Source organism: Metabacillus sp. KJ11-3, assembly GCF_055808295.1.
In genome coordinates, this window is the sequence record NZ_CM147865.1 from 2,802,539 (window position 1) to 2,825,695 (window position 23,157).

General features: G+C 35.2%; 18 protein-coding genes and 1 riboswitch. Of the genes, 8 read left to right on the forward strand and 10 right to left on the reverse strand.

Annotated features, from left to right (window positions below):
- The first annotated feature begins 9 nt into the window (after positions 1-9).
- The gene (locus AC0L8O_RS14255; protein WP_473443201.1) at positions 10-1,776 is read left to right on the forward strand and encodes a B12-binding domain-containing radical SAM protein; all 1,767 of its coding nucleotides are present in this window, start codon (positions 10-12) and stop codon (positions 1,774-1,776) included.
- A 17-nt stretch (positions 1,777-1,793) separates the two neighbouring features.
- Here AC0L8O_RS14255 and AC0L8O_RS14260 read toward each other — a convergent pair whose 3' ends face one another.
- Both AC0L8O_RS14260 and AC0L8O_RS14265 read right to left on the reverse strand, forming a co-directional pair.
- The gene (locus AC0L8O_RS14260) at positions 1,794-1,961 is read right to left on the reverse strand and encodes a hypothetical protein (protein WP_473443203.1); all 168 of its coding nucleotides are present in this window, start codon (positions 1,959-1,961) and stop codon (positions 1,794-1,796) included.
- Entirely contained in the window at positions 1,958-2,116 is a 159-nt protein-coding gene (locus AC0L8O_RS14265; protein WP_169908412.1) for a hypothetical protein, read from the reverse strand. The genes AC0L8O_RS14260 and AC0L8O_RS14265 overlap by 4 nt, the downstream gene beginning before the upstream one ends.
- Positions 2,117-2,266: 150 nt before the next feature.
- On the opposite strand from AC0L8O_RS14265, the gene AC0L8O_RS14270 reads away from it, so the two are divergent.
- The gene (locus tag AC0L8O_RS14270) at positions 2,267-2,608 is read left to right on the forward strand and encodes a DUF3905 domain-containing protein (RefSeq protein WP_473443205.1); all 342 of its coding nucleotides are present in this window, start codon (positions 2,267-2,269) and stop codon (positions 2,606-2,608) included.
- A gap of 53 nt (positions 2,609-2,661) precedes the next feature.
- Here AC0L8O_RS14270 and AC0L8O_RS14275 read toward each other — a convergent pair whose 3' ends face one another.
- The 3 genes from AC0L8O_RS14275 to htpX form a co-directional block, all read right to left on the reverse strand.
- The gene (locus AC0L8O_RS14275; protein ID WP_473443208.1) at positions 2,662-4,680 is read right to left on the reverse strand and encodes a penicillin-binding transpeptidase domain-containing protein; all 2,019 of its coding nucleotides are present in this window, start codon (positions 4,678-4,680) and stop codon (positions 2,662-2,664) included.
- A gap of 114 nt (positions 4,681-4,794) precedes the next feature.
- The gene (locus tag AC0L8O_RS14280; RefSeq protein WP_473443210.1) at positions 4,795-6,141 is read right to left on the reverse strand and encodes a TrkH family potassium uptake protein; all 1,347 of its coding nucleotides are present in this window, start codon (positions 6,139-6,141) and stop codon (positions 4,795-4,797) included.
- A gap of 267 nt (positions 6,142-6,408) precedes the next feature.
- Entirely contained in the window at positions 6,409-7,287 is an 879-nt protein-coding gene (gene htpX, locus AC0L8O_RS14285) for a protease HtpX (RefSeq protein WP_473443212.1), read from the reverse strand.
- Between the two features lie 174 nt (positions 7,288-7,461).
- Here htpX and AC0L8O_RS14290 point away from each other — a divergent pair, with 174 nt between their 5' ends.
- Positions 7,462-8,139, forward strand: a complete 678-nt coding sequence (locus AC0L8O_RS14290; protein WP_473443214.1) for a DUF1836 domain-containing protein — start codon at positions 7,462-7,464, stop codon at positions 8,137-8,139.
- A gap of 121 nt (positions 8,140-8,260) precedes the next feature.
- Positions 8,261-8,461, forward strand: coding sequence for a small, acid-soluble spore protein, alpha/beta type (locus AC0L8O_RS14295; protein ID WP_473443215.1), 201 nt, complete (start codon positions 8,261-8,263; stop codon positions 8,459-8,461).
- Positions 8,462-8,616: 155 nt separating this feature from the next.
- Here the strand turns inward: AC0L8O_RS14295 and AC0L8O_RS14300 are convergent, their stop codons facing one another.
- The 3 genes from AC0L8O_RS14300 to AC0L8O_RS14310 all read right to left on the reverse strand — a co-directional run bounded on the left by AC0L8O_RS14300 (position 8,617) and on the right by AC0L8O_RS14310 (position 11,841).
- Positions 8,617-9,765 (reverse strand): anti-sigma-I factor RsgI family protein, encoded by a 1,149-nt coding sequence (locus tag AC0L8O_RS14300; protein WP_473443217.1) that lies wholly within the window; start codon positions 9,763-9,765, stop codon positions 8,617-8,619.
- Between the two features lie 41 nt (positions 9,766-9,806).
- Entirely contained in the window at positions 9,807-10,553 is a 747-nt protein-coding gene (sigI, locus tag AC0L8O_RS14305; RefSeq protein ID WP_251683429.1) for an RNA polymerase sigma factor SigI, read from the reverse strand.
- A gap of 484 nt (positions 10,554-11,037) precedes the next feature.
- Complete coding sequence (locus tag AC0L8O_RS14310) at positions 11,038-11,841, reverse strand: TerC family protein (RefSeq protein WP_473443219.1); 804 nt, start codon at positions 11,839-11,841, stop codon at positions 11,038-11,040.
- A 48-nt stretch (positions 11,842-11,889) separates the two neighbouring features.
- Positions 11,890-12,051: riboswitch (yybP-ykoY riboswitch) on the reverse strand.
- A 153-nt stretch (positions 12,052-12,204) separates the two neighbouring features.
- On the opposite strand from AC0L8O_RS14310, the gene AC0L8O_RS14315 reads away from it, so the two are divergent.
- Together AC0L8O_RS14315 and ku are read left to right on the forward strand one after the other, a co-directional pair.
- Positions 12,205-12,984, forward strand: a complete 780-nt coding sequence (locus AC0L8O_RS14315) for an undecaprenyl-diphosphate phosphatase (protein WP_473443221.1) — start codon at positions 12,205-12,207, stop codon at positions 12,982-12,984.
- 89 nt (positions 12,985-13,073) lie between these two features.
- Positions 13,074-13,973, forward strand: coding sequence for a non-homologous end joining protein Ku (gene ku / locus AC0L8O_RS14320; protein ID WP_473443223.1), 900 nt, complete (start codon positions 13,074-13,076; stop codon positions 13,971-13,973).
- A gap of 104 nt (positions 13,974-14,077) precedes the next feature.
- Here the strand turns inward: ku and pulA are convergent, their stop codons facing one another.
- Complete coding sequence (pulA, locus tag AC0L8O_RS14325; RefSeq protein ID WP_473443225.1) at positions 14,078-20,263, reverse strand: type I pullulanase; 6,186 nt, start codon at positions 20,261-20,263, stop codon at positions 14,078-14,080.
- 218 nt (positions 20,264-20,481) lie between these two features.
- Entirely contained in the window at positions 20,482-21,000 is a 519-nt protein-coding gene (locus AC0L8O_RS14330; RefSeq protein ID WP_473443227.1) for a D-glycero-alpha-D-manno-heptose-1,7-bisphosphate 7-phosphatase, read from the reverse strand.
- Positions 21,001-21,096: 96 nt separating this feature from the next.
- Between AC0L8O_RS14330 and AC0L8O_RS14335 the strand changes: the two genes are divergently transcribed.
- A complete protein-coding gene (locus AC0L8O_RS14335; protein ID WP_473448894.1) occupies positions 21,097-22,773 on the forward strand; it encodes a DNA ligase D in 1,677 nt (558 codons plus the stop codon).
- On the forward strand, positions 22,770-22,919 hold the full coding sequence (locus tag AC0L8O_RS14340; RefSeq protein WP_473448896.1) for a hypothetical protein: 150 nt from the start codon (positions 22,770-22,772) through the stop codon (positions 22,917-22,919). The genes AC0L8O_RS14335 and AC0L8O_RS14340 overlap by 4 nt, the downstream gene beginning before the upstream one ends.
- Positions 22,920-23,157: the final 238 nt, after the last annotated feature.

Genomic DNA, 23,157 nt, shown 5'->3' on the forward strand with positions numbered 1-23,157 from the left:
GGTGTAGAAATGAAAACTGTTTTATCAACATTAAATGCAAAATATATCCATACAAGTTTATCAATTCGTTATTTAAAAGCCTTCGCAGAGCCAGATTATGATATAGAGTTAGCAGAATATACAATCAAAGATCCTGCAATGAATATCGTTACAGACCTTCATGCAAAAAAACCTGAGATTATCGGATTTAGCTGCTATATTTGGAATATTGAAGAAACCATAAAAGTGATAAAAATGTTGAAGAAGATTAACCCCTCTTTACTGATTGTATTAGGGGGACCAGAGGTAACATATGACACAAGAGAATGGATGGAGAAGATTCCGGAAGTTGACTTTATTATTATCGGTGAAGGAGAACAATCATTTAAGCAATTATTAGATGAATTACACGGTGAACATCATTATGAAAATGTTAGTGGGATTGCTTACCGCAAAGACGCAGCATTACAAATTAAACCGCAGCGGAACAAAATTGATCTAAAGACATTACCTTCTCCATTTCGTTTTAAAGAAGATTTGTCACAGCTTTCAAAGCGTGTTACGTATATTGAAACAAGTCGCGGGTGCCCTTTTAGCTGCCAATTTTGCCTATCTTCGATTGAAGTAGGTGTACGTTACTTTGATCGTGAAAAAGTTAAAGAGGATATTCGCTTTCTAATGGAACATGGAGCAAAGACAATTAAATTTGTTGATCGTACATTTAATATTAGCCGTAGCTATGCCATGGAAATGTTTCAATTTCTCATTGATGAGCACAAGCCTGGTACTGTTTTTCAATTTGAAATAACAGCAGACATTATGAGACCTGAGGTCATTCAATTTTTAAACGACAATGCCCCTAAAGGTTTGTTCAGATTCGAAATTGGTGTTCAATCAACAAACGATGCAACAAATGAACTTGTGATGAGGAAACAAAACTTTAGTAAATTAACACGTACTGTCACAATGGTAAAAGAAGGACAGAAAATTGATCAGCATCTTGATTTAATTGCAGGTTTACCTGAAGAAGATTATCATTCATTTAAGAAAACCTTTAATGATGTTTTTGAACTACGTCCAGAAGAGCTTCAGCTAGGATTCTTGAAAATGTTAAGAGGAACGGGTCTCAGACTTCGGGCTGAAGATCATGGTTATGTATATATGGATCATTCCCCTTATGAAATTTTGAAAAACAACATCCTGTCATTTGAAGACATTACAAAAATTAAACATGTAGAAGATGTATTAGAAAAATATTGGAATGATCATCGAATGGATGAAACTATTGAATACTTAGTTTCAAATGTATTTGCATCTCCTTTTGACTTTTTTCAGGATTTTGGAACATTTTGGGATAAAAAAGGCTGGAGTCGAATTGGCCATCAGTTAGAAGATCTTTATAAACATCTTTTTGAATTCCTTGCAAGCTCTAATCATGACGTTGTAGACATTGTTAGTGGATTTATGAAATATGATTATTTACGTAATCAAAAATTCAAACCACGTAAACCATGGTGGGATGATGCACTTTCTAAACAGGAACGTAGCAAAATTTATCACTCCATATTGGAAAATCCTCTTCTTTTAGGGGAAGAATTTGCAAGAAAACAACTAACAGAGAAGGATTTATTCAAACATACAGTGCTTGAAACCTTACCATTTAATTTAAATCACTATCTTAAAACAGGAAAAATGGTAGAAGAAGGCTCTTTCATTCTTGTACACTACGATACCATCCAATCAAAAACAACAGTTTATACAGCTTTATCACATGAATTCGAATCTAAAGTAGGGTGAAGGAAAAAGTGAGAGGATTATCTCTCACTTTTCTTTTTTTCCTTTTTATTACCTGCTAGTGCGCTATAAAGTTGAGATGCATTAACATCTCCCATTTCATGACCAAATTCTTCTTGTAGCAAATCCTTTTCAGTAGGAATTTTATGGTTTTGCATATCTCTGCTTTTCACCTTTTTATGTGTCATGATGATTTCCCTTGCTTTCCATGTTTAGAATTTCGATTTGCACCCTTCATCGGGTTTTCATCATCATTAATTTCAGCAAATTCCACATCTGGCAGACTTTCCGTTGGTGTATTATTATGTTTTACGGCTTGATTTCTAAATGCTTTTCTCTTCAATCTTCTCACCTCAATGATAAGTTTCGACTAGTTCAAGATGTTACTTTTTTACTTTCTCCATTTTACTGTTTTCTATCATAGGTAGAAATCGGAAAAAAGATCAGGTACTGATTGGGCATTCTAAACATAAACAAGATTGAGGTGAAATATATGAAAAAGGAAAAGAAAGACAAGTTTTCACTTGATGAATCATTACCACATCAAATACATGCTCCATCTTGGGAAGGAACAGGAGTGACAATGAAGGAACCGTTTATAAACGACTATGGGGTGGTGATTGGAGATAGCAACTATAACTCCAAGCATTCTCCATTAAACAAATGGAGTGATGAGACTGATCCGGCTATTATGTCTGGTGAACAATGGGTTCACCAGACAAATGATATTGGCTGGAATACTCCTGAAAATAGAGAATTACTTGAAGAAAAGAGAGAAGCAAAAGGTGCTCTCTTTACACATCCTGATAAAGATGTAAGTTATAGCAGTGACTAATTTAAATAAAAAAGATGACTCAAAATGTCAAATTCATTTGAGTCATCCATTTATTATTCATTTGAGAAGTATTGCTTCATTACTTCTTTTACTTTAGGAACTACGTAATGGCTCCCTCCCCTGTCTTTTACATCTTCAATCATCATTGTAACCAAGAGTTTAGGATTATCTGTATTAACAGCTACAAACCATCCATTTTCTTTACCTGCCTTATCTTCTTTTGACTGTTTTAATTCAGCTGTTCCAGTTTTGCCTGCTATTTGTAGGCTATCTACTTTAGGCTTATAAGCGGTACCATTTGGATTGTTTACAACTTCTTTTAAATTTGACAGAAGAATATCGTTATTTTCTTTCTTTGTCATACTTTCTTTCCAAAAACTTGTTTTATCTTCATCTGTGACCTCGAGATACGGCTTTATCATACTGCCATTATTTACATAGGTTGTATATGCTGCTGTCAAATGAAAAGGACTCATCAATATTTCTCCTTGTCCATAACCGGAATCAGCCAGAAGCTGTTCATTTGAAAGATTTTCATTGGAAATAGAAGATGTTGCAATTGGAAAAGGGAAGTCAATGTCTTCTTCAAATCCAAACTGTTTTAATCCGTTTACCATTTCCTCTGCCCCTATATCCAATGCTAATTGTGCAAAATAGATATTGTCAGAATAGATAAGAGCATCCTTTAAGTTAACATTTGAATCTGCATCTGACACTCTTGTAATGCTATAATTTCCCCAACTAGCATCTTTTTTCCACGTTAGTCCTGTTATTTGCTTTTCAGCATTAGGATCTAACTTTCCTGCATTCAATCCAATTGATGCAATAATCGGTTTCAAAGAAGATCCTGGAGAAAATGTTTTATTAAAACGAGCCATTAATGGCTTTTGTGGATGATCAGATAATGCCGCATACTGTGAGGAAGATAGACCATATATAAATTCATTTGGATTATAAGAAGGACTGCTCACTAAAGCTAATGTTTCTCCTGTTAAAGGATCCATCGCAACAGCTGTACCTGCTTCACCCTCGAGCTGATCAAACAGTTGTTTTTGCAGCTCACCATCAATGGTTACTTGGATATCCTCACCATTTTTAGGAGGCTTTTCGGCAATAATTTTTTCTGTACCTTCAACGTAAATGGTATAACCTGTTTCTCCTTTTAACCTTGATTCAAATACTTGTTCTAAACCGGCTTTTCCAACCAAGGATTGACTGGAATACCCTTCATCTTTTAATTCCTCAAGCTGTTCTGCTGTAATGCTTCCAATATATCCTGTTAGATGTGCTGCAGCTTCTCCGTAAGGATAAAATCTTGCTGGAACATCTTTCTTTTGAATTGATGGAATTGAAATTAATTCAGCTAGTAATTCTTGTCGTTGTGGATCAATTTTTTTAATGGGAACAAATAATTCAGGTTGAACCCAGCTTTGTGAAAGCTTATCTTCTATTTCTTTCACATCCATTGAAAGTATTTTAGCAATCTTTTCGACCGTCTCATCCCGATTTTCCGGAAGATTGCCGGGAACAATTCCAATTTCATATGCTAAACCATTCACTGCGAGCCCTTTATTTTTTTCATCAAAAATTTGTCCACGCTCCGGTGATGTACTACTCACTCTTACTTCTTCATTACCTTCTAATTGCGGAAAGATCATAGAAGGTGACCAGGAAACAAACCAATCCTTTCCATCTTCTGTTTTTTCCTGGATAATCTTCACATCTTGATCAAATGATATTGGGCCAGCCAGGGTTTCCATTGTTAATGAAAAAGGGTAGCTAACCTCAGTTGTCTTATCATCTATCTTTTCTTCTTCCGGTCTATCAAACTCAACCTTCAACTCATTAACTGACACACCCTCGTATATTCCTTCATAGCGATTAACAAAATCTTCTTTTGTAATCTCCTCTTTTGCATGTGACGATAGTTTATCGTACATTTCTGAAAACTTTTGATCATTCCATAATTTTATGTATTCAGAAAAACGGTCTGCAGCAGTTGGTGCTTCTGAACATGCACTTAAGACGATTAATAATACAAAAAAAACAAATGCCAATAAATTTTTTCTCATATCGCTCCCTCCTCCTTACATATTGTACCAAAGACTATGAAGCCATCAATTAATAACGTTTGATTTTTTGTTAAATGAAAAAAAGTTGGATTTAACACCAACTCTTTTTCTTCCCTATCCAATAATGACTCTTTCCTTTGGATAATGAAAATTATCTTTTTTCTCTTTTGTACCTAACAGATATAAGAATGTTAATATCCCAATACGACCGATAAACATTAAGATCATAATGATGATTTTGCCTATTATACTAAGTTCCGGTGTAATTCCTATTGATAATCCGGTTGTTCCAAATGCAGAGCATACTTCAAATAAAATTGAAACAAACGGGAAAGGTTCTGTTATTGATAAAATGACGACTGAGGTAAAACATATTAAGAAGGCCATCATTGTGACGACAACAGACTTATTAAGGTCTGCTTCATGTAGCTCCCGTTTAAATATCTTGATTGATTTATGTCCTCTGGCGAAATGGAAAAGGAATAATAAATTTAAAGCAAATGTTGTAGTACGGATTCCTCCTCCAACTGAACTGGGTGAAGCTCCAATGAACATTAAAGCACATAATATTAAAATGGTTGTCTCAGTGAATAAACTTACATCCATTGTTGCTAACCCTCCACTTCTAGTAGCAGTTGATTGAAACAATGAATAAAAGAAGGTTTCATGCCATTCTTTTCCCTTAAAGAAGTGTGAGTATTCTAAAATAGCAATAGCAATTGTTCCAAACAAAATAAGGGCAAAGAATGTAATAGTTGTTAACTTAGTAAATAATGTAAACCGATGTCTTTTATTTTTGTTAAATAAAAAATCCTTTACTTCAATCAAAACTGGAAAACCAATCGCTCCCAATACTATTAGTATCATGGTGATAAATTGAATAAAATAATCATGGGCGAACGGGATCATTGATTGTCCTGTTATATCAAAACCACCATTGGTTGTTGCACTGATAGAAGTGAAGAAACCTTGTAAATAGGCTTCTTGCCAAGTTGGGTAATATTTAAGAAAATAGGTTCCGAGTATTAACCCACCAAGAAATTCAATCAAAAGAATGAGCACAATAATTTGGCGAATTAGGTTCACAATTCCTGATAAGTTAACTTGATTTTGATCTGCCATAATAAGTTGCCGTTCTTTTAAGCCAATCTTTTTCCCCATAATAAGCCATACAAATGTTCCGAGTGTCATAATTCCAATTCCACCGAATTGCAATACAAAAGCCAAGATAAATATGCCGGGAACACTAAATGTTTCAGCAGTAGGCACAGTTGTTAAACCTGTTACACTTACAGCACTTACTGCAGTAAATAGTCTGTCTATGAAGGCAAATTCAACACCGGGCTTATGCGCCACTGGTAAACTCAGCAATAAAACAGAAACACTTACAGCTAAAAAATAATAGGCAACGATTAGTTGTACCGGTGTTAATGATTGTAATCTATGCTTTAATTGTTTCATATCCATTCATTCCTATCTTACAGTTCAAAAACTATGAATTAAAGTGTATTGATGTACCCATGTTTTATATCATAACGATTATTCCTGGAAATGAAAAGGCTAATTACCTTCTTATTTGAATCAACTATTACCACCATGTATGTTAATTATTTGAAAACACGACTTACCTCCAAGCATGTCGGAAGTCAATGCCTTTCCTTATACTTTAATCCTTTAATATAGGTAAACAAAAAGTGAAAAGGATGGCAATTATGCCATCCTTTTCTTTTATTTCGCTTCCAATCTATTTATACGATCATCTAAGTCAGGGTGTGTTGAAAATAGTGACATCCCTTTTTTACTGTTAATTTTTAATGTGGATAAAGACGCCTGATCATCTCTTACTCGTTGAGTATATTGTTTAAGTGAACGCAGAGCATGAACCATCTTATCTTTACCGGCTAAATCGGCTCCACCTCTGTCTGCGTGATATTCCCGGTATCTAGAAAACGCAAATACAACTAAGCTTCCGAGTATTGAAAAGACTAACTGGAAAATAATCACAGCCACAAAATGCACAATCGGAGCCAAGTCCTCCCGAACAAATCGTGAAACGAGCCATGCTGCTATACGTGCTAGGAATACAACAAATGTATTAACAATACCTTGTAATAATGTCATCGTCACCATATCACCGTTTGCGATATGAGCTACTTCATGTGCAACAACGCCTTCAATAGCATCATCGTCCATTTCATGTAACAGTCCTGTTGATACAGCTACTAAAGAACGACGCTTGGAAGGACCTGTAGCAAAAGCATTTACTTCAGGAGACTGATAAATTCCTACTTGAGGCATTTTCATAAGCCCTGCTGCTCTTGATAGGCGATGAACTCGTTCTACTAATTCTCTTTCTGCCGGGGAGAGCGAGCTATCTGGATCTAATACCTTTACACCCATCATCATTTTGGCCATCCAACGAGACATAGCCAATGATACAAATGACCCTGTAAAACCTACAACTGCACTAAAGATGAGGAGACTAACTAAATCGAGACCACCACCTGCTGTTTGATAAGGTGATATATTCAATAGGGATAAAACAATGCCAATTGTGGTGATAACTAAAATATTTGATAATAGAAAAAGAAAAATTCTTTTTGCCATACAGACCTCCATCTTTCAAGTTCACATGAACTTATATTATAATAAGAATTATAGAAATATTTTTCATAAAAAGCAAGATAGAATACTTACATTTAATAAATCGTTCACGATTTTGTTAAATCCTTTACAATAAAGATTAAACCATCTTTTAGATTCATAAAACGAGGTGTTAAGATGTCTTTTCAATTAACTCGAGTACAAATGACAAAACTTTTATATGCGTTAAAAGGTGAGTCGGTAGAGACTCCTTTACATATTATACAGGAAGCCGTAAAAACATCGTCCTTCACTGAAGAAGTGATTCCAAACTTCTTAATAAAGGCTAGCAACCGTAAAAACCAAGTTGAGTATGGCTTATCTACAAATGAAATTGTTTCATTAGCCAATCTATGCGAACTAACTTCTTTAAAATCTACCTCCATTCAAAATTGGATAAAACGTGATGTAAAGGAATTAATCGGACAACCGGAGCTTGGTAAAAAATATTCAATAGAACAAGCAGCTATGCTATTAATTGTAAAAGATTTAAAAGCAATTTTTGATTTTGAGCGAATCCGAAACATCTTGACTGAGGTATTTAACACACTTTCAGACCGAAGTGATGATTTAATGAGCCCAATAACTTTTTATGAAATATATGGATCTGTGTTGGAAAGCTTAGACACGAGCTCGGGGAATGATTTAACATTGGAAAAACGTATTAATAGCAAAATAAAGTTCCCCTCACAAATTATTTTAAACTTGACAAATGATCAATGTTATACAATTCGTAGAATCTTGGTGACAACTGTTTTGGCAGTATTAGCCTCACATATCCAAACAAGGGCACAAACTTATTTAAATGATATATAAATTTTAAGCACCACTAAACATTTCCAGTATAGAAATACATACTCAAAGAAACCTTATGAGTAAGGCTATAAAGGAAACTCTTTATAGACTAAAGCAATTAATATAAAAGGGGTGCTAAGAAATGGCAAGAAGTAGTAATAAATTACTTGTACCAGGGATTGAACAAGCTCTGGATCAAATTAAATATGAAATCGCACAAGAATTCGGTGTGCAATTAGGATCAGATACTGTTTCTCGATCAAATGGTTCAGTAGGTGGAGAAATCACCAAACGTCTTGTGGCACAAGCCCAATCACAGTTAAACGGACAAAAAACTGAATAATGTATGGTTAGAAAAACTTGGCTTGTCGCCAAGTCCTAATGGCGAAAGCCTTAGTTTTTCTTATACTATCTTCCATAAAAATTTATATACTTTCTGATAGTGTAAAAAGGCTGATCCGATTGATCAGCCTTTTGGTATATAAAACTGTACGTTATTTAATCGTGGTCACGGTCTTTCTTTCCTCGTTTGTTATCATCTCTATCTTGGCGACCGTTGTTGTTTTTACCTCTATTGTTTCCTTTGCGCTCAACCCTTCGGTCATCATTGCGATCGTCGTTGTCATCATACCTGTCTTTTTTCTCTTGCCAGGGTTTTTCACTTTCGGTACGCCCTTTTTTCCGTTCCTCTTGGTTAAACTTAGCACGTTGATTATGGTGTTGTTTATTCTGTTGTTTATTTTCATTTCTCTTTTGTTGAATTTGATGAGCATTCTCTTGTAGCTTTTCCTTAGCTTTAGTTAACTTTTCTTTTGCTTCAGATTTATCTTTTTGCACAGAAGTGGTATTATCAGCAGGTTTAGGGTTCTTCTGTTCTTTTACTTGACTCGTTATGCTTGTGCCCTTTTTTTCTGGAACAGTTGGAGCTGGTGTAATTTCACTCTGTGTTGATTCATCTGTTTCTTCAGGCGCTTCTGTTTCTTTAGATTCTTCTTTTTGCTCAACAAGTTCAATATATTTACCGGTCGAAACCCCTTGTTTTTGTGCTTTATCTCTTGTATCTTTATCTGAATTAATTGTCTTTACGACCATTTCCTCTTCTTCAATCACTGAACTTATTTCTGTCAAACCTTCTTGCAGTTCTTTTTCAATTTTCTTGTCAGTGTCATTCATTACCGTAGTGATAACAATTTCTTTCCCAGGATAAACGTATCCATCTGACTTACATTTCTTAATAATTATTTGCATAATTTCATTTAGTGGCTTTTTCTCCCAATCTTTAAGGCTTTTCATAATGTTATTAGCCTCGTCATTAAGCGGTACTAATGAAATTACCTTTAAATGATCATCAAGACTTACTTCAAAGCTAGGATTTATGTCAATTGACATGTATGCATAAACTTTATCATTGTTAAATAAAGGTAGAAAACTAATCATAAAAAATATGATGGCGACTGCTGATAAAGCACCTACCCTAGCTGTTCGAGTACGTAAAGATTTAAGAAAGGTATGATTGCTTGCCCTTTTTGTTCTTGTTGCAGCTTCTTCACGTTTATCCGCTAAAGGAAAAAAAGAAATTTCTTCACCTAATTCATAATTACCCTCTTTATTTGAAGCCTTTAGAAATTGCCCATCTGGGGTAAGCAATGTAACAAAGTCATCATCGAGATCTACGACGACCCCTTTTTTCATGAATCTAGCACCCCTTTTATATAATCTTTTAAATAGACGAAGTTTCCCGAAAGAATGATAGCCATAGCTATGATGTATTTTCTATTTCTCTCTATTGTTTTGCGACTTACTGAAACTTTTGCCTCGAGCTGTTTTACTGGCAGCTGTCGTTTGGTAAAAAGTATATTTCGCAGTTTCTCATCATTTACCAACTCAGTTGCCACTAACATCGCATTTTGTCTGGCATCAAAGTGTTTTGGAGATTGTTCCACAATTTCAGCAAAAGTTAATTGAAAATCGTTTAGGCAGTGTTGAAAATAAATAATTTCTTCTCTACGATGTTCTTGTTCAATTGCTTTTGTATATTCTTCAATTGATAAGTCTGATTCAATTTTGCTTTGGGAAAATTCTCCTTCTTCATGCTCTTGCAGCTCAAGGTGGACTGTATAAGGATGGCGTGCTTCCTTTCGAATATAGTCAATCACTTTCCTTTTAATGACAAGCTCAGCAAAAGCTAATAGTGAGCTCCCCTTATCAGTCGAATATTTCTCAATGGCATCATTAAATGCGATAAGACCTATGCTAAATTCATCATCAGTTTCGCTAATATATCGTTTACAAACAGATGAGACTGTTTTAGCAACAAATGGTTTATATTGTTCGATTAGTTCATTTTGTAAATGTAGATCTCCCTTTTGTATTTGGAGAACTGTTTCTTCTAATGTTCGCTTCTTTTTACCTAATTTAAACAAAAGGCTAAGCATTGGGATGTTCACCTCTGTTTCCCCTATATTACTTTGTATATCATAGCTAATTTAATAGGGGATCGCAAAGGAAGATATATGAAACTATCTTTCTAATTTTCTACAAAAGAAAGTCAATTATTACAAAACAAACTACTTTAGACCTATTGATTTAAACCTATTATAAATCATCAAAAAAGCAAAGACTAATCAAATTAACAGGTCACTTCAAACAAGACAACACATTAGCAAAACAATGAAAAAACAGAAAAATATTAGGAAAATTCCCTTTTGTCATATTCCCCCTCTCAAGATTTAATTTATTCTCTAAATAGTTACGTCACAATAATTTATCTTAAGGGTGTTAAAATAATATTTTTTAAAAAATAACTCAAATATGATTTTAGACCTACAAAATGTTACACATTTGATATATTTATGTGTATATTTTCTTTAGTCAATATAAAAAGGAACCCGAATCGGATTCCTTTTTATTATTTATTATTTAAAAATCATTACTCGCTTTAGCTTTATCTATGGTCTTTTCTTCAATGGCCTCTTCTTCATTGACATCTTTAGATAAGAACCATCCACCTACTGCAATACCAGCAAGGATAATCCAGAAAATGATTTTCCAAGTGGCAGATTCTATAAAATGCTTTGAAATGACATCAATTTGTGGATGTGCAAGTGTATATAATGAAAGCTTCACACCTACCCAACCAACAATTAAAAACGCAGCCGTTTCTAAATTTGGTTTTTTCTTTAACAGTTTCACAAAATACGTTGCGGCAAATCTCATGATCACAATTCCAATTATTCCACCTGCTAAGATCACAAGGAATTGTCCGCCATCAAGTCCACCTATAGTAGGTAAATTTGTTGCTGGTAGTGTAACGGCAAGTGCTACTGCAGCCAAAATGGAATCTACTGCAAAAGCCAAGTCTGCAAGTTCTACCTTTAGGACTGTACCCCAAAAACCAGATTCCTTCTTTACAACCTTGTGCTGCTCACTTTTCTTTAAAATAAACTTCTTCACAATATGGTTGATTGAAATATAAAGAAGGTAAATGGCACCTATTGCCTGAACTTGCCAAACATTGACAAGAAATGAGATGAGAAATAGTGCACCAAATCGTAAAACAAATGCTCCAGCCAATCCGTAAAATAAAGCTTTCTTTCTTTGATCCTCTGGTAAATGCTTCACCATAACAGCCATTACCAATGCATTATCTGCTGCTAAGATCCCTTCCAGGGCAACTAACACTAATAGCACCCAACCGTACTCTAATAATAAAGTTACTTCCATTATTTCTCCTCCTATGCTTAGGGTATTTATCTTCTTTAACCCTTTATTAGCAATAGGACAACAAAAAAAGACCCTTGCCGCTAAAGGCAAAGGTCTTGCTGAGCATGTTAAACCGATCCGATCATGCCAACAAAGCCGATGGAAAGATATCCATGAAATGACGACTTTGTTTTCAGGTTCCCCTGAACGCTACTCCCCTTTGAAAGAAGATTATTATGTTACCTTTATCATACGTGCTAGCATGTTTTTTTGTCAAATGTTTTTCTTTGTTCCTACCTTATATTCTTTAATAAATTGTTCTACACAAGGAACTATCCTACATATTCATAAATACAGACAAGCTTTGTTTTGAGGGGGATGAACATGGACTGGATACAGGCAGTTATTTTGGGAATTATTCAAGGTTTAACAGAGTTTATTCCGATAAGTAGTACAGGGCATCTTTACTTGGGGCGTAACTTTTTTGGATTAGAAGAAGCAGGTTTATTTTTAGATACAATGCTTCATTTGGGTACACTTATTGCTCTTATTGTCTTTTATAAAGACATACTAATCAAATTAATAAAAAAACCATTTAGCCGGATAACAGCACTATTAGTTATTGGAACGATCCCAGCTGTTATGACCGGTGTACTTTTTAGCGATTACTTTGATGGACTATCAAAATCCGGAGTTTCCATTGGATGGGAATTTTTAATTACAGGTCTTTTTTTGTGGTTTGCAGATTCAATTAAGAACGGATCAAAAAAAGTTGAAAACCTTTCTTTATTTGATTCATTTTTTATTGGTAGCTTTCAAGCACTTGCTATATTCCCTGCAATTTCCAGATCTGGTATGACGATCGTTGGTGCTCTCTTAAGAAAAATGGATAAAGAAGCTGCAGCCTATTTCTCATTTCTCCTATCTATCCCCGCTATATGTGGAGGAGTTATCTATCAATTAAAAGATATGATTTCAGGATCAGTACCTCAAATCAGTCTTTCATCTATGTTTATAGCCACATTATCTTCAGCGATTTTCGGTTATATTGCCGTTAGATTTATGATTGCATTTGTTAAGTACAGATCTTTAAAAATCTTTGCCGTTTATGTGTGGATTTTAGGTATTATCATTATTGTTCTTCAGCAATTATCTATTTTCTAAACATAATTGGCAGCTATTGCTACTAATGAAACCCTTGTCTTAAGTAAAAAATAAAAGCAGGAAACTTATAACATAAGGCAGGGGATTATATGCATACAATGTGGAAAGGCTCCATTAGTTTCGGTTTAGTTAACATTCCGATTAAACTTTATGCAGCAACAGAAGATAAGGACATAAAACTGAGAACCCTTCATAAGAAATGCCATAGTCCTATTCAATATGAAAAAACATGTCCGAATTGTGATGAAGAAGTAAAACAAGATGAAATTGTGAAAGGCTATGAATATGTAAAAGGAAAATATGTTGTACTAACAGATGATGAGCTTAAGGAATTAAAGGATGAACATGAAGATAAAACGGTAGAAATAATTGATTTTGTCAAAATGGATGATATTGATCCTATCTATTTTAACCGTTCTTATTTTATTGGTCCGGGAGAGAATGGCGGAAAAGCGTATGGTTTACTTAGAGAAGCGTTAACGAAATCAGAGAAAATTGGAATTGCAGAAATTACAATCCGTTCTAAGCAACAGCTTGCAATGGTACGTGTTTATCAGAATTGCATTGTCATGGAAACTGTTCATTATCCGGACGAAGTCAGAAACGTAAAAGAAGTCCCTAGTGTTCCTGAAAATGTAGAAGTCGGTGAAAAAGAACTGGATACAGCTATCATGCTTATTGATCAGTTAACCACCACGTTTGAACCAGAAAAATATAAGGATGATTATCGTTTAGCTTTACAAGAATTAATCGAGAGAAAAGTAAACCAGGATGAAGGAAAAACACCAACAGAAGCAGCACCTCGTCAAAATGTAGTTGATTTAATGAGTGCTCTTCAAGCAAGTATTGAAAAAACAAAAAAACCGCAAACAAAAGCAAAGCCAAAGGCAAAGTCCGCAAAGGCAGTTGGTGATGATAACTCTCAAAAAACAGCTCATACTAGTGGAACTACAGAAAAGAAAACAAAAACCGTTCGAAAAAAGGCCTAGTTATGAAACTTTATCATTTTCCACTTGGGTCTTATCCCCTATATCTCAAAAACGAAAAAACTTGGTGGTTGTGCAAATCACCAAGTTTTATTTCGCCTTTTCAATTACCTTTTTACTCTTCTTCTTTGAACAAAAACATAAGCACTTCCAATTAATATCATAATTACTCCCACTATTAACCAGTTGTAATGAGTAGATGCAGTTAATGGTAAATAGTTCCCTTCTTTTGACGAAGAAACTGGTTTGTTGCCTTTCTTGCTGTCATTCGGTTTATCGCTAGGATTGTTACCGGACTTTACGTCAGATTTATGCTCTGGCTTATTACCGGAATTTTCTGAATTTACATCTCCAGTATCTCCTCCTGGTTTTTCTCCTGGATTGTCTCCTGGTTTTTCTCCTGGATTGTCTCCTGGTTTTTCGGTAGCATACGTCAATACTGCAGTTCCGCCGTTGTCTTTAGAGGGAAGTATAATCGTTACTTCTTGCTTGTCGTTTACAACGTATTCTTTGTTATTATATAGGTCTGTTAATATTGTATTAGCAGCAAAATCAACCGGAAAAGTTGCTTGTTTTTCTTCGTTTGCTGTATTTAAACCTACCAAAATATTTTCATCATCATATTGTCGCTTAAAAACAATGTATTTCTCTGCATCTCCACCTGCTATTTTTTCCCTAGTTCCTTTTGAAAAGACTTTTGAGTAATCTTCTCTGATATTTAAGAGAGTAGAATAGTGTTTGTGAAGAGCCATAGCTTCCGGATCCTCATTTTCATAAAGGTCCCAAGGCATATCATCACGATTTTGACCAAATGCCAATACATTTCCATCAGCATCTTTTTCCCAATCAGACTTACCAGATCTACCTAATTCTTCACCATAGTAAATAACCGGCTGACCTTTTGCTGTGATTTGTAGAGCAGCTGCAACTTTTAATTTTCCTACATCCCCTTGTACATATTCTGTCAAGAAGCCATTTTGATCATGACTACTTAGGAATTGGCCAAGTGTTGCTGAATTTGTTAGTTTATTGTTTCGATCTTGTAAATAAGTTTCCACACTATCAATATTTCCATCTACAAATGCTTTTGCTTTTTCTTTAAAATCAAAATCTAACAGAGAATCCATTTGACCTGTACCTAAGTAACCTCCGTCATTTGTTATACTTGCACCCCAATATTCTCCAATCATTTTGAAAGACGGATCAATGGCAGTTAGCTCATTTTTTAGTGTTTGCCATGTTGCATCTTCAACATGTTTTACTGTATCAATACGAAAATAGTCAATTGTATCTCCACGATCTGTTCTTGCCTTTTCAAGCCAATCTGTTTGCCAATCTATGATTTTTTGTCGTACAGCTGGATCTTCTGTTTTGAAGTCTGGAAGATTATCAAGTTCTCCCCTTACCGTTGGGTCCTCATCCACAGTTCGTAACATCCCATTAAACATTGCTAATTCGTCCTCTGTAGGAAGATTTTCTGCATCAGCTTTCCATGTATCCCAAATGTCTCCATCCATTCCATATCCAGCATGATTTACAACTACATCAAGCATGATTTTAATTCCACGATCATGAGCTTTTTCAATAAGCTCTTGGAATGTTTCCATATCCCCTAAATGTTCATCTAAAGTAGTAAAATTCTTTGCCCAGTAACCATGATAACCATACTGCTTTGGTTCAAGACCTACAGCGGTTTTAAAATCTAAACCTTTATTGAATTCAATATTATCGACAATTGGCGAAATCCAAATTGTATTGATTCCTAAGTCATCAATATAATCTAATTCATCAATAATCCCTTGGAAATCACCACCATGATATGCTTCAGAATGAGTTGGATCATATTCTTCCTTACCATTATTAGATGGATCACCATCTTTAAAACGGTCTGTTAGCATAAAGTAAATACGTGCTTCATCCCAATTAAAGTTCATTTTTCCACCAACAGATTGCTCTGGTTTAACGGTTACTTTTACTGATTGCTTATGCGTGTTACCAAACTCATCGATGACGACGATTTTAATCTCTTTTTCACCCGCAGTAACGGATTGATTAGCAGCAATTGAAACAGCGCCCACATTTGGATCAATTTCAACCTTTTCCTTGCCACCAAGTGCTCTTAAGTCGGCATATATTTCTTTTATGTTTACCTTATCTCCAGATGTTACATCTACTTGTAAAACCGCATTTTCATCAAAAGAGATTTCAGAGGGAGAAACGCTTGTCTTAATTGTAAGATTTGGACGTGTGTAGATAATCGTTGACTTGCCATTCTTTATATTATTTGGATCAATTACTTCGACCGTTTCACCGTCTTTTGTAACTAGGAACGTATACTCATGAGTTCCTTCCTCAAGACCCTCAAGTTTATAAGAAAAATACTCATTTTCCTTATTATATTCTAATGGATATTCTTTTCCACCGATTTTTACTTTTACTTCTTCGATTGAATGCATTTCATCACTTTGGAATAACTCTTCATCTCGATAATAGAACGTAACATTTCCATCCTCTAAAACAGGTCCATTGACAGATGGTACAACTGTTTGTCCTGGGACATCAGTGACAACGGTCACTTTTGTAATAATATCATCCCGGTTAATTTGAATATTGTGATCATCACTGTCAGGAGAAATTTTTGCTGTATTCCAATCAGTACCTTTACGTATTAAGAATCCCATTGATTCTGTTTCAGGAGCAATTTCAACGTTTGCTACTGCTGTATCACCATCAATTGTTTCAAAATCGATTTGATCGTTTTTTACACCAGTATTCCATACCCAAAGGTTCCAAGCTCCAAAATCACCTGTAAAATCTCCGTCTGGACGGACATATTTAATGCGGACATAACGCTTTACATTTTTCTTTACAGCCATGTCTAATGTTGCTTCTGCATCACCAGAGGTAGCTGTGATCACTACGTTTCCTGGTTTGGCCCCAGTAACCTTTCCTGTGTTATCAATTGTAGCAATTGTTTTATCTGATGAAGACCATGATATTTTAGCCTGATGCATATCTTGATTAAATTGATCTTTAACATGAGCAGAAAGCTGAGTTGAATATGTCTCGAAAACAGAGTCATTACCTACGATAGTGATTGTATCGGCAACTAATGTTTCAACCGTTACTTCAATTGAAGCTTCAATGTCACCCGCCTTTACCTTTAAGGTAGCAACACCTTCTGCTACTCCAACCACTCTTCCATTGTCTACAGTTGCTACTTCATTGTCAGAAGTTGACCAAATAAGCTCTTCGCCAAGCATGACACGACCGTTTTGATCTTTTACATATGCTGTTACACCCTTCGTGTCACCAGGGTTAATGGCAAATGTATCAGGATTTACTTCAATACTGGTTGGTTTAGGAATATATTCTGCTTCAGATTGATCATACAGTACCATCATTGAAAGACCTTCAACAGATACCTTGTCTGATTTTACTGTACGTATTGTCTCTGTTCCTGCTGAAGTATGGTCAACGACAACATTCCAGTTTCCGTTTACTGGTAGAGCTACTTCTTTTGTTGTTTTATTTGCATTATAAATCACAACAATATTTTTCCACGTATCATTGTTCGCATTATCCTTTAATTGGTATGCAACAATGTTTTCATCCTGCTTGAGAACTTGAAGGTGTTTTTCAACTTTTTCTTTCGACTCCATTTTAAAAGCAGTGTGTTTTTTTCGTAGTTCTACTAAGCCTTTGTAGTAGTTAAAGACAGATTGATATTCGTTCTTTAATTCCCAACGAATTTGGTTAATTGTATCAGGACTCTTATAGCTATTGTGTACACCATATTTACTTCTTAACATTTCTTCTCCGGCATGAAGGAATGGAGTACCTTGTGAAGTTAAGACGATGCCGTTAGCTAATAGACTGCGTTTTACCCATTCATTATTCAATGCATTTTCTTCTGTGATCACAGCATGAGGGTCATATTGCTCTGACTCGCGATCGCCATCTGTACCTGCTACTCTCATTAACTTGTCCCAAAGGTTTAAGTTATCATGTGCCGTGACATATGTTATGCTTTCTTGAGGCTTACTTGTAAATTGATCGATTGCACCTTTTATACCGGCAACGATATCTCCCTCTTTACCAGCAGCACCTGTTGCAAAACCAGTCCCAGCTCCATCACTGTCCCCTTTAATGGCACCACGGATATTATCGTTAAAAACAGAATAGCCTTGATCTTTTTGCGATCCTTTTACATGCTGCATTGAAGATGGTAGGCTAGTTGAACCACCAGTCCAAGGTTCACCGTAAATCAGCACATTCGGATCTACATTGTTCTTCAATTCTTTTGTTAATTCTTGCATTGTTTTTTGGTCAATTAAGCCCATTAAGTCAAAACGGAAGCCATCAATACCAAATTCTGTAGCCCAATAATGAACAGAGTCTTTAATGTATTTACGAACCATCGGCCGTTCTGACGCTACTTCATTTCCTGTCCCAGAGCCATTTGTCATTTTTCCTGTTTCGTCTGTACGATAGTAATAACCTGGAACAATCAAGTCAAATGGGGAACTGCCTTCCAATTGTGTTGATTCGTTCATATATGTGTGATTATAGACAACGTCTGCAATGACACGAATTCCGTTATCATGCAAAGATTGCACCATTTGCTTGTATTCTTTTATTCTACTAGTTGGATCAGTAGGATCAGTAGAATAAGATCCTTCTGGTACGTTAAAATGTATCGGATCATAGCCCCAGTTAAATTTTGCGTCTGTGGAGTTAGGATCATTAACCGTTAATTCATTTACAGAACCGAAGTCATAAGTTGGTAATAAGTGAACGTAATTCACACCTAATTCTTTTAAGGAATCAACACCTGTTTTCACCCCATTTGGTCCTGTTGTTCCTGTTTCTGTAAAGGCTAAATATTTCCCTTTATTGTCCATTCCAGATTGCTCATCAATCGAGAAATCTCTTACATGGAGTTCATAAATGATCGCATCCGCTGGTGACACGATTGCTGGTTTATCAGCTGGATCAAATCCACTAGGATTTGTACTATCTAAGTCAACAATGGCTGCTCTTTGCCCATTTGCAGACGTTGCACGGGCATATGGATCAACAGCATAATGAGACGTTCCATCAGCGAATTCAAGTTTGTACATATAATATTTATTTTTCAAGTTTTCTTTTATCGTGATAGACCATACACCATTATTTGCTCTTTCCATGTCTATTTCATTACCACCTGAGTGGTCCTTAACAAAAGCACCTTCATATGTACCTTCTTCATCATAGATTGCTAGATTTACCTTTGTTGCGGTCGGTGCCCATAACTTAAAAGTTGTTTGGCTAGAAGAGTAGGTATAGCCTAAATCATCTCCATCATAATAGAAACGATCATCATTCAGGACATTACGCATCGTTACTATTTGACCTTCTGATTGCCCCAATGAAACTTCATACACGTTCCGGACATCAATATTTTTGCCATCAGCAATCGTAATTTTTGCTTTTTTATCACCTAAAACTGTTGTTGTGGTATCAATGACCTCATTAGTTTTATTGTCAGTTAACACAAATTCTTGTTTTCCAAATTCTTTATTTGTTGTAACCAAAATTTCATTTAGTGACTCCATTAATGCAGATTGAACCTTAACGGACTCCGATGATTCAATTGTGAAAGCTGAATTTCCATCTATTACGTTTGGATTCAGCGGATCTGCACTGTTTTCATCCCAACTGCGCTTGTTAAAAATAAACTTATACTGATACTCACCTGGTTCAAGGCCTGAAAGTGTAGTTGAAAAAATACCATCTTTCTCTATCAATTCTACAGCTGTTGTTAAATCCCAGTTATTAAAGCTGCCAATTACATAAATTGCGGTTTCCCCTTTACTTTCGTAATTGAAAGTAACCGTGCCATCCTCATTTATGACCGGGCTTTTAATAACAGGTGATGCGGGCGGTTCACCTATTGTAAATACAGAATTCCCATTTGCTTGTTTAGAGTTAGAAGGATCCATTATCCATTCTTCATTTACAATAAACTTATACTCATAAGTTCCTTCTGGAAGCTCTTTCGTTAGAGTCCATATTCCATCTGATTCTTCTGTCATATTAATAGCTCCATTTTGCCAATCTGTAAAGCTGCCTGCAATCTTAACAGATGTTGCTTCCCCCTCATATAAAAATGTAACAGTCCCATCATCATTGATTAGTGGACTCGTCACTTCTGCGCTAACGCTTTCATAAGGAAGAAATGCCAAAAATAGTTGTAAAACGAAAGAAAATACAACCAACAAAGATAACGCTCTCAAATTTGACCTCTTCAAATTCCTTTGCCTCCCCTTTAAATCTGTCATTTGTTGCGAAAACGATTGCACATTAAAAAAAGAAAGTAAAAACGTATCCTCTCCATACAGACTTTCAAATGCAAACGCTTTCTATACCATTCAGAATATCACCTTCAAAATATTGTTGCAATATGTATTATGAATCAATCATCATTATTTCTCCTAATTAGAGCAATCAAATTCATGTTGATTGCTCGTCATTGAGTGATAATCCATTGAGCTGCCATTAATAATGAAGGAAATTGGGCATCAGCTAATCCTTCTTTATCACCAATTAGAATCGTTTTGGTGCCTGCCTGTTTGCCAGCCCATATATCAACATCCCGATCTCCTACCATATAACTTCCCTTCAAATTTACCTCATGTTTTTCCGCTAATGTATAAAGCATTTCTGGCTCTGGCTTTCGACATGCACAACCAGAGTTCGGTTTGTGTGGACAATAGATGATATCATCAATTCTCCCTCCATTTTTTGCTATATCGCCCTTCATTTTTTCATGAACCTTCCTTAGCATACCTTCCTTCATATACCCTAAACCAACACCACCTTGATTTGTCACCACAAAGACAAGATAATCTGCGTTGTTTAAGAGTTTTATTCCTTCAGCAACTCCTTCTAATAAATGCATTTGCTCCGGCTTGTTAACGAATTTTACACGGTTACTTAACACCTCATTAATGACACCATCTCGATCAAGGAACACAGCTTTTTTCACAATTTGGATTCTCCTTTCATGAATCGTCACGAATTTGATCATATTAATGATAAAGAAAATAGTATAAATATTGAAGGATGATGCTCTTTGAAACCAATGCTCCCAACATTACATACTGATATTCCTACAGGTTCTGATTGGATATATGAAACCAAGTATGATGGATTTCGTTCTATCTTATATGTAACAGATTCAACAATTGAATTAATGAGCCGGAATGAAAAATCATTAAACAAGCAATTCCCCGAAATCATTTCAGAACTTGAGAGAATGAAGGACACTTTAAAACCACATTTGCCCCTAATTTTGGATGGTGAAATCGTCTGCCTTATCTCAACACATTTCTCGGATTTCGAACAACTTCAAATTAGAGGGAGATTAAAAAATCAGGACAAAATTGGAAATGAAGCACAAAAACGTCCGTGCCGATTTCTTGCCTTTGACCTTTTGGAAATAAGCGGAGAAACTCTATTCACAAAGTCACTTAATGAACGAAAACAACTGCTTCATGTATTATTTAAAACGTTAGAAACTGGATATGTAACTCCCGTTTCATCCAATCTTTTACAGTATGTTCCTTATACAACGAACTATTCTAAGTTGTGGGGAGAAATTCGTCTTGAAAATGGAGAAGGGATTATTGCCAAGCAATTAAAAAGCAAATGGGAAGCAGGGATGCGTACACAACAATGGTTAAAAATTAAAAACTATAAATATGCAAACTTTTTTATTACGGGTTATTACAAAGAAAATGGATATTTTCATGTTGGAGTTTTTCAAAAGGAACAAGTTGTTCCATTAGGGGTGTTCTCACATGGAATATCAAGTACCGAGCGGGAAGCACTATTAACAATAGTACGTGAAAATAAAACAACTGAAACAACCTCCTTTATTGAGATAGAACCAGCTATTGTTGTAGAAATTCAATTTTTATCTCTTTATAAAAATCAATTACGTGAACCTTCTTTTTCATCATTTCGATTTGATGTCCATATCGATGATTGCACATGGGATCAATTATTGATTAAAACAGCGCCTATTCGTGACGAGATTTCCATTACACATCCCGATAAACCATTGTGGGAAACGGTTGATGTTAAGAAAGAGAAATTTTTAAGTTATCTTTATCAAATCTCACCATTAATGCTACCTTTTTTACGAAAACGACTACTTACAGTTATTCGTTTTCCACATGGAATGTTTGGTGAAGCATTTTATCAAAAAAACTGTCCTGATTATGCTCCTTCCTTTATAAAAACAAGTAAACATGAAGGAATCGAGTATATTATTTGTGAAGATCTTTCAACATTGATGTGGTTAGGAAATCAACTAGCATTTGAGTTCCATGTTCCATTCCAGACCATTGATACAGCACACCCAACCGAAATTGTTTTTGACTTGGACCCACCTTCCAGAGAAAATTTCTCTTTAGCGATAAAAGCTGCATTAGAAATGAAAAAAATTTTTGATCAATTTCAACTTAAGACATTTCCTAAATTGTCAGGAAATAAAGGGTTGCAAATTCATATACCACTTACCAAAAATTCATTTACTTATGAGGAAACTCGTGTTTTCACAGAATTTATCGCTCAGTTTCTTGTTACAAGTTTTCCTGAAGATTTTACGATTGAACGGATGAAAAAAAATCGTGGTAACCGACTTTATTTAGACTATATTCAACATGCTGAAGGCAAGACCATTATCGCCCCCTACTCTCTCCGAGGGAAAAAGAAGGAGCATTTATTGCATCACCCCTTTTTTGGGATGAAATAAATGAACACTTGTCAGTAGAACAATTTACAATTGATGAGGTGCTTCACCGATCAAAAACAATCGGTTGTCCTTTTCAAGATTATTTTGAATCTCCTCAGGATAAAACGCTAAGAACAATAATTGACCAAATCAACAATGTGCAATAAGAAGGCTTTATTATTCCTTGGTTGGACATTAAGGACGTTTCACGTTTCTTTCCTGGATTGTTTTCATATGATTTATGATGAGTGACATTTTGATTCGGTTTCGTTTCCTTTTTTTCTTTCATCTGCTCTATGAGAGACATTCTGACTAGGTTTCTTTTCTTTTTGTCTTTCAACATTTCACACACTAAGATATAAAAGTAAAACAAAGTTGACAGTCTACATTGACTACCAACTTTGC

Excerpts from the sequence above, each read along its gene's own strand:
- sigI (WP_251683429.1), bottom strand. The coding sequence starts at position 10,553 with ATGCTTAGCCTTTTGTTTAAATTAGGTAAAAAGAAGCGAACATTAGAA.
- ku (WP_473443223.1), top strand. The coding sequence starts at position 13,074 with ATGCATACAATGTGGAAAGGCTCCATTAGTTTCGGTTTAGTTAACATT.
- htpX (WP_473443212.1), bottom strand. The coding sequence starts at position 7,287 with ATGGCAAAAAGAATTTTTCTTTTTCTATTATCAAATATTTTAGTTATC.
- AC0L8O_RS14280 (WP_473443210.1), bottom strand. The coding sequence starts at position 6,141 with ATGAAACAATTAAAGCATAGATTACAATCATTAACACCGGTACAACTA.
- AC0L8O_RS14260 (WP_473443203.1), bottom strand. The coding sequence starts at position 1,961 with ATGACACATAAAAAGGTGAAAAGCAGAGATATGCAAAACCATAAAATT.
- AC0L8O_RS14270 (WP_473443205.1), top strand. The coding sequence starts at position 2,267 with ATGAAAAAGGAAAAGAAAGACAAGTTTTCACTTGATGAATCATTACCA.
- AC0L8O_RS14290 (WP_473443214.1), top strand. The coding sequence starts at position 7,462 with ATGTCTTTTCAATTAACTCGAGTACAAATGACAAAACTTTTATATGCG.
- AC0L8O_RS14255 (WP_473443201.1), top strand. The coding sequence starts at position 10 with ATGAAAACTGTTTTATCAACATTAAATGCAAAATATATCCATACAAGT.
- AC0L8O_RS14275 (WP_473443208.1), bottom strand. The coding sequence starts at position 4,680 with ATGAGAAAAAATTTATTGGCATTTGTTTTTTTTGTATTATTAATCGTC.
- AC0L8O_RS14310 (WP_473443219.1), bottom strand. The coding sequence starts at position 11,841 with ATGGAAGTAACTTTATTATTAGAGTACGGTTGGGTGCTATTAGTGTTA.
- AC0L8O_RS14295 (WP_473443215.1), top strand. The coding sequence starts at position 8,261 with ATGGCAAGAAGTAGTAATAAATTACTTGTACCAGGGATTGAACAAGCT.
- AC0L8O_RS14335 (WP_473448894.1), top strand. The coding sequence starts at position 21,097 with ATGCTCCCAACATTACATACTGATATTCCTACAGGTTCTGATTGGATA.
- AC0L8O_RS14315 (WP_473443221.1), top strand. The coding sequence starts at position 12,205 with ATGGACTGGATACAGGCAGTTATTTTGGGAATTATTCAAGGTTTAACA.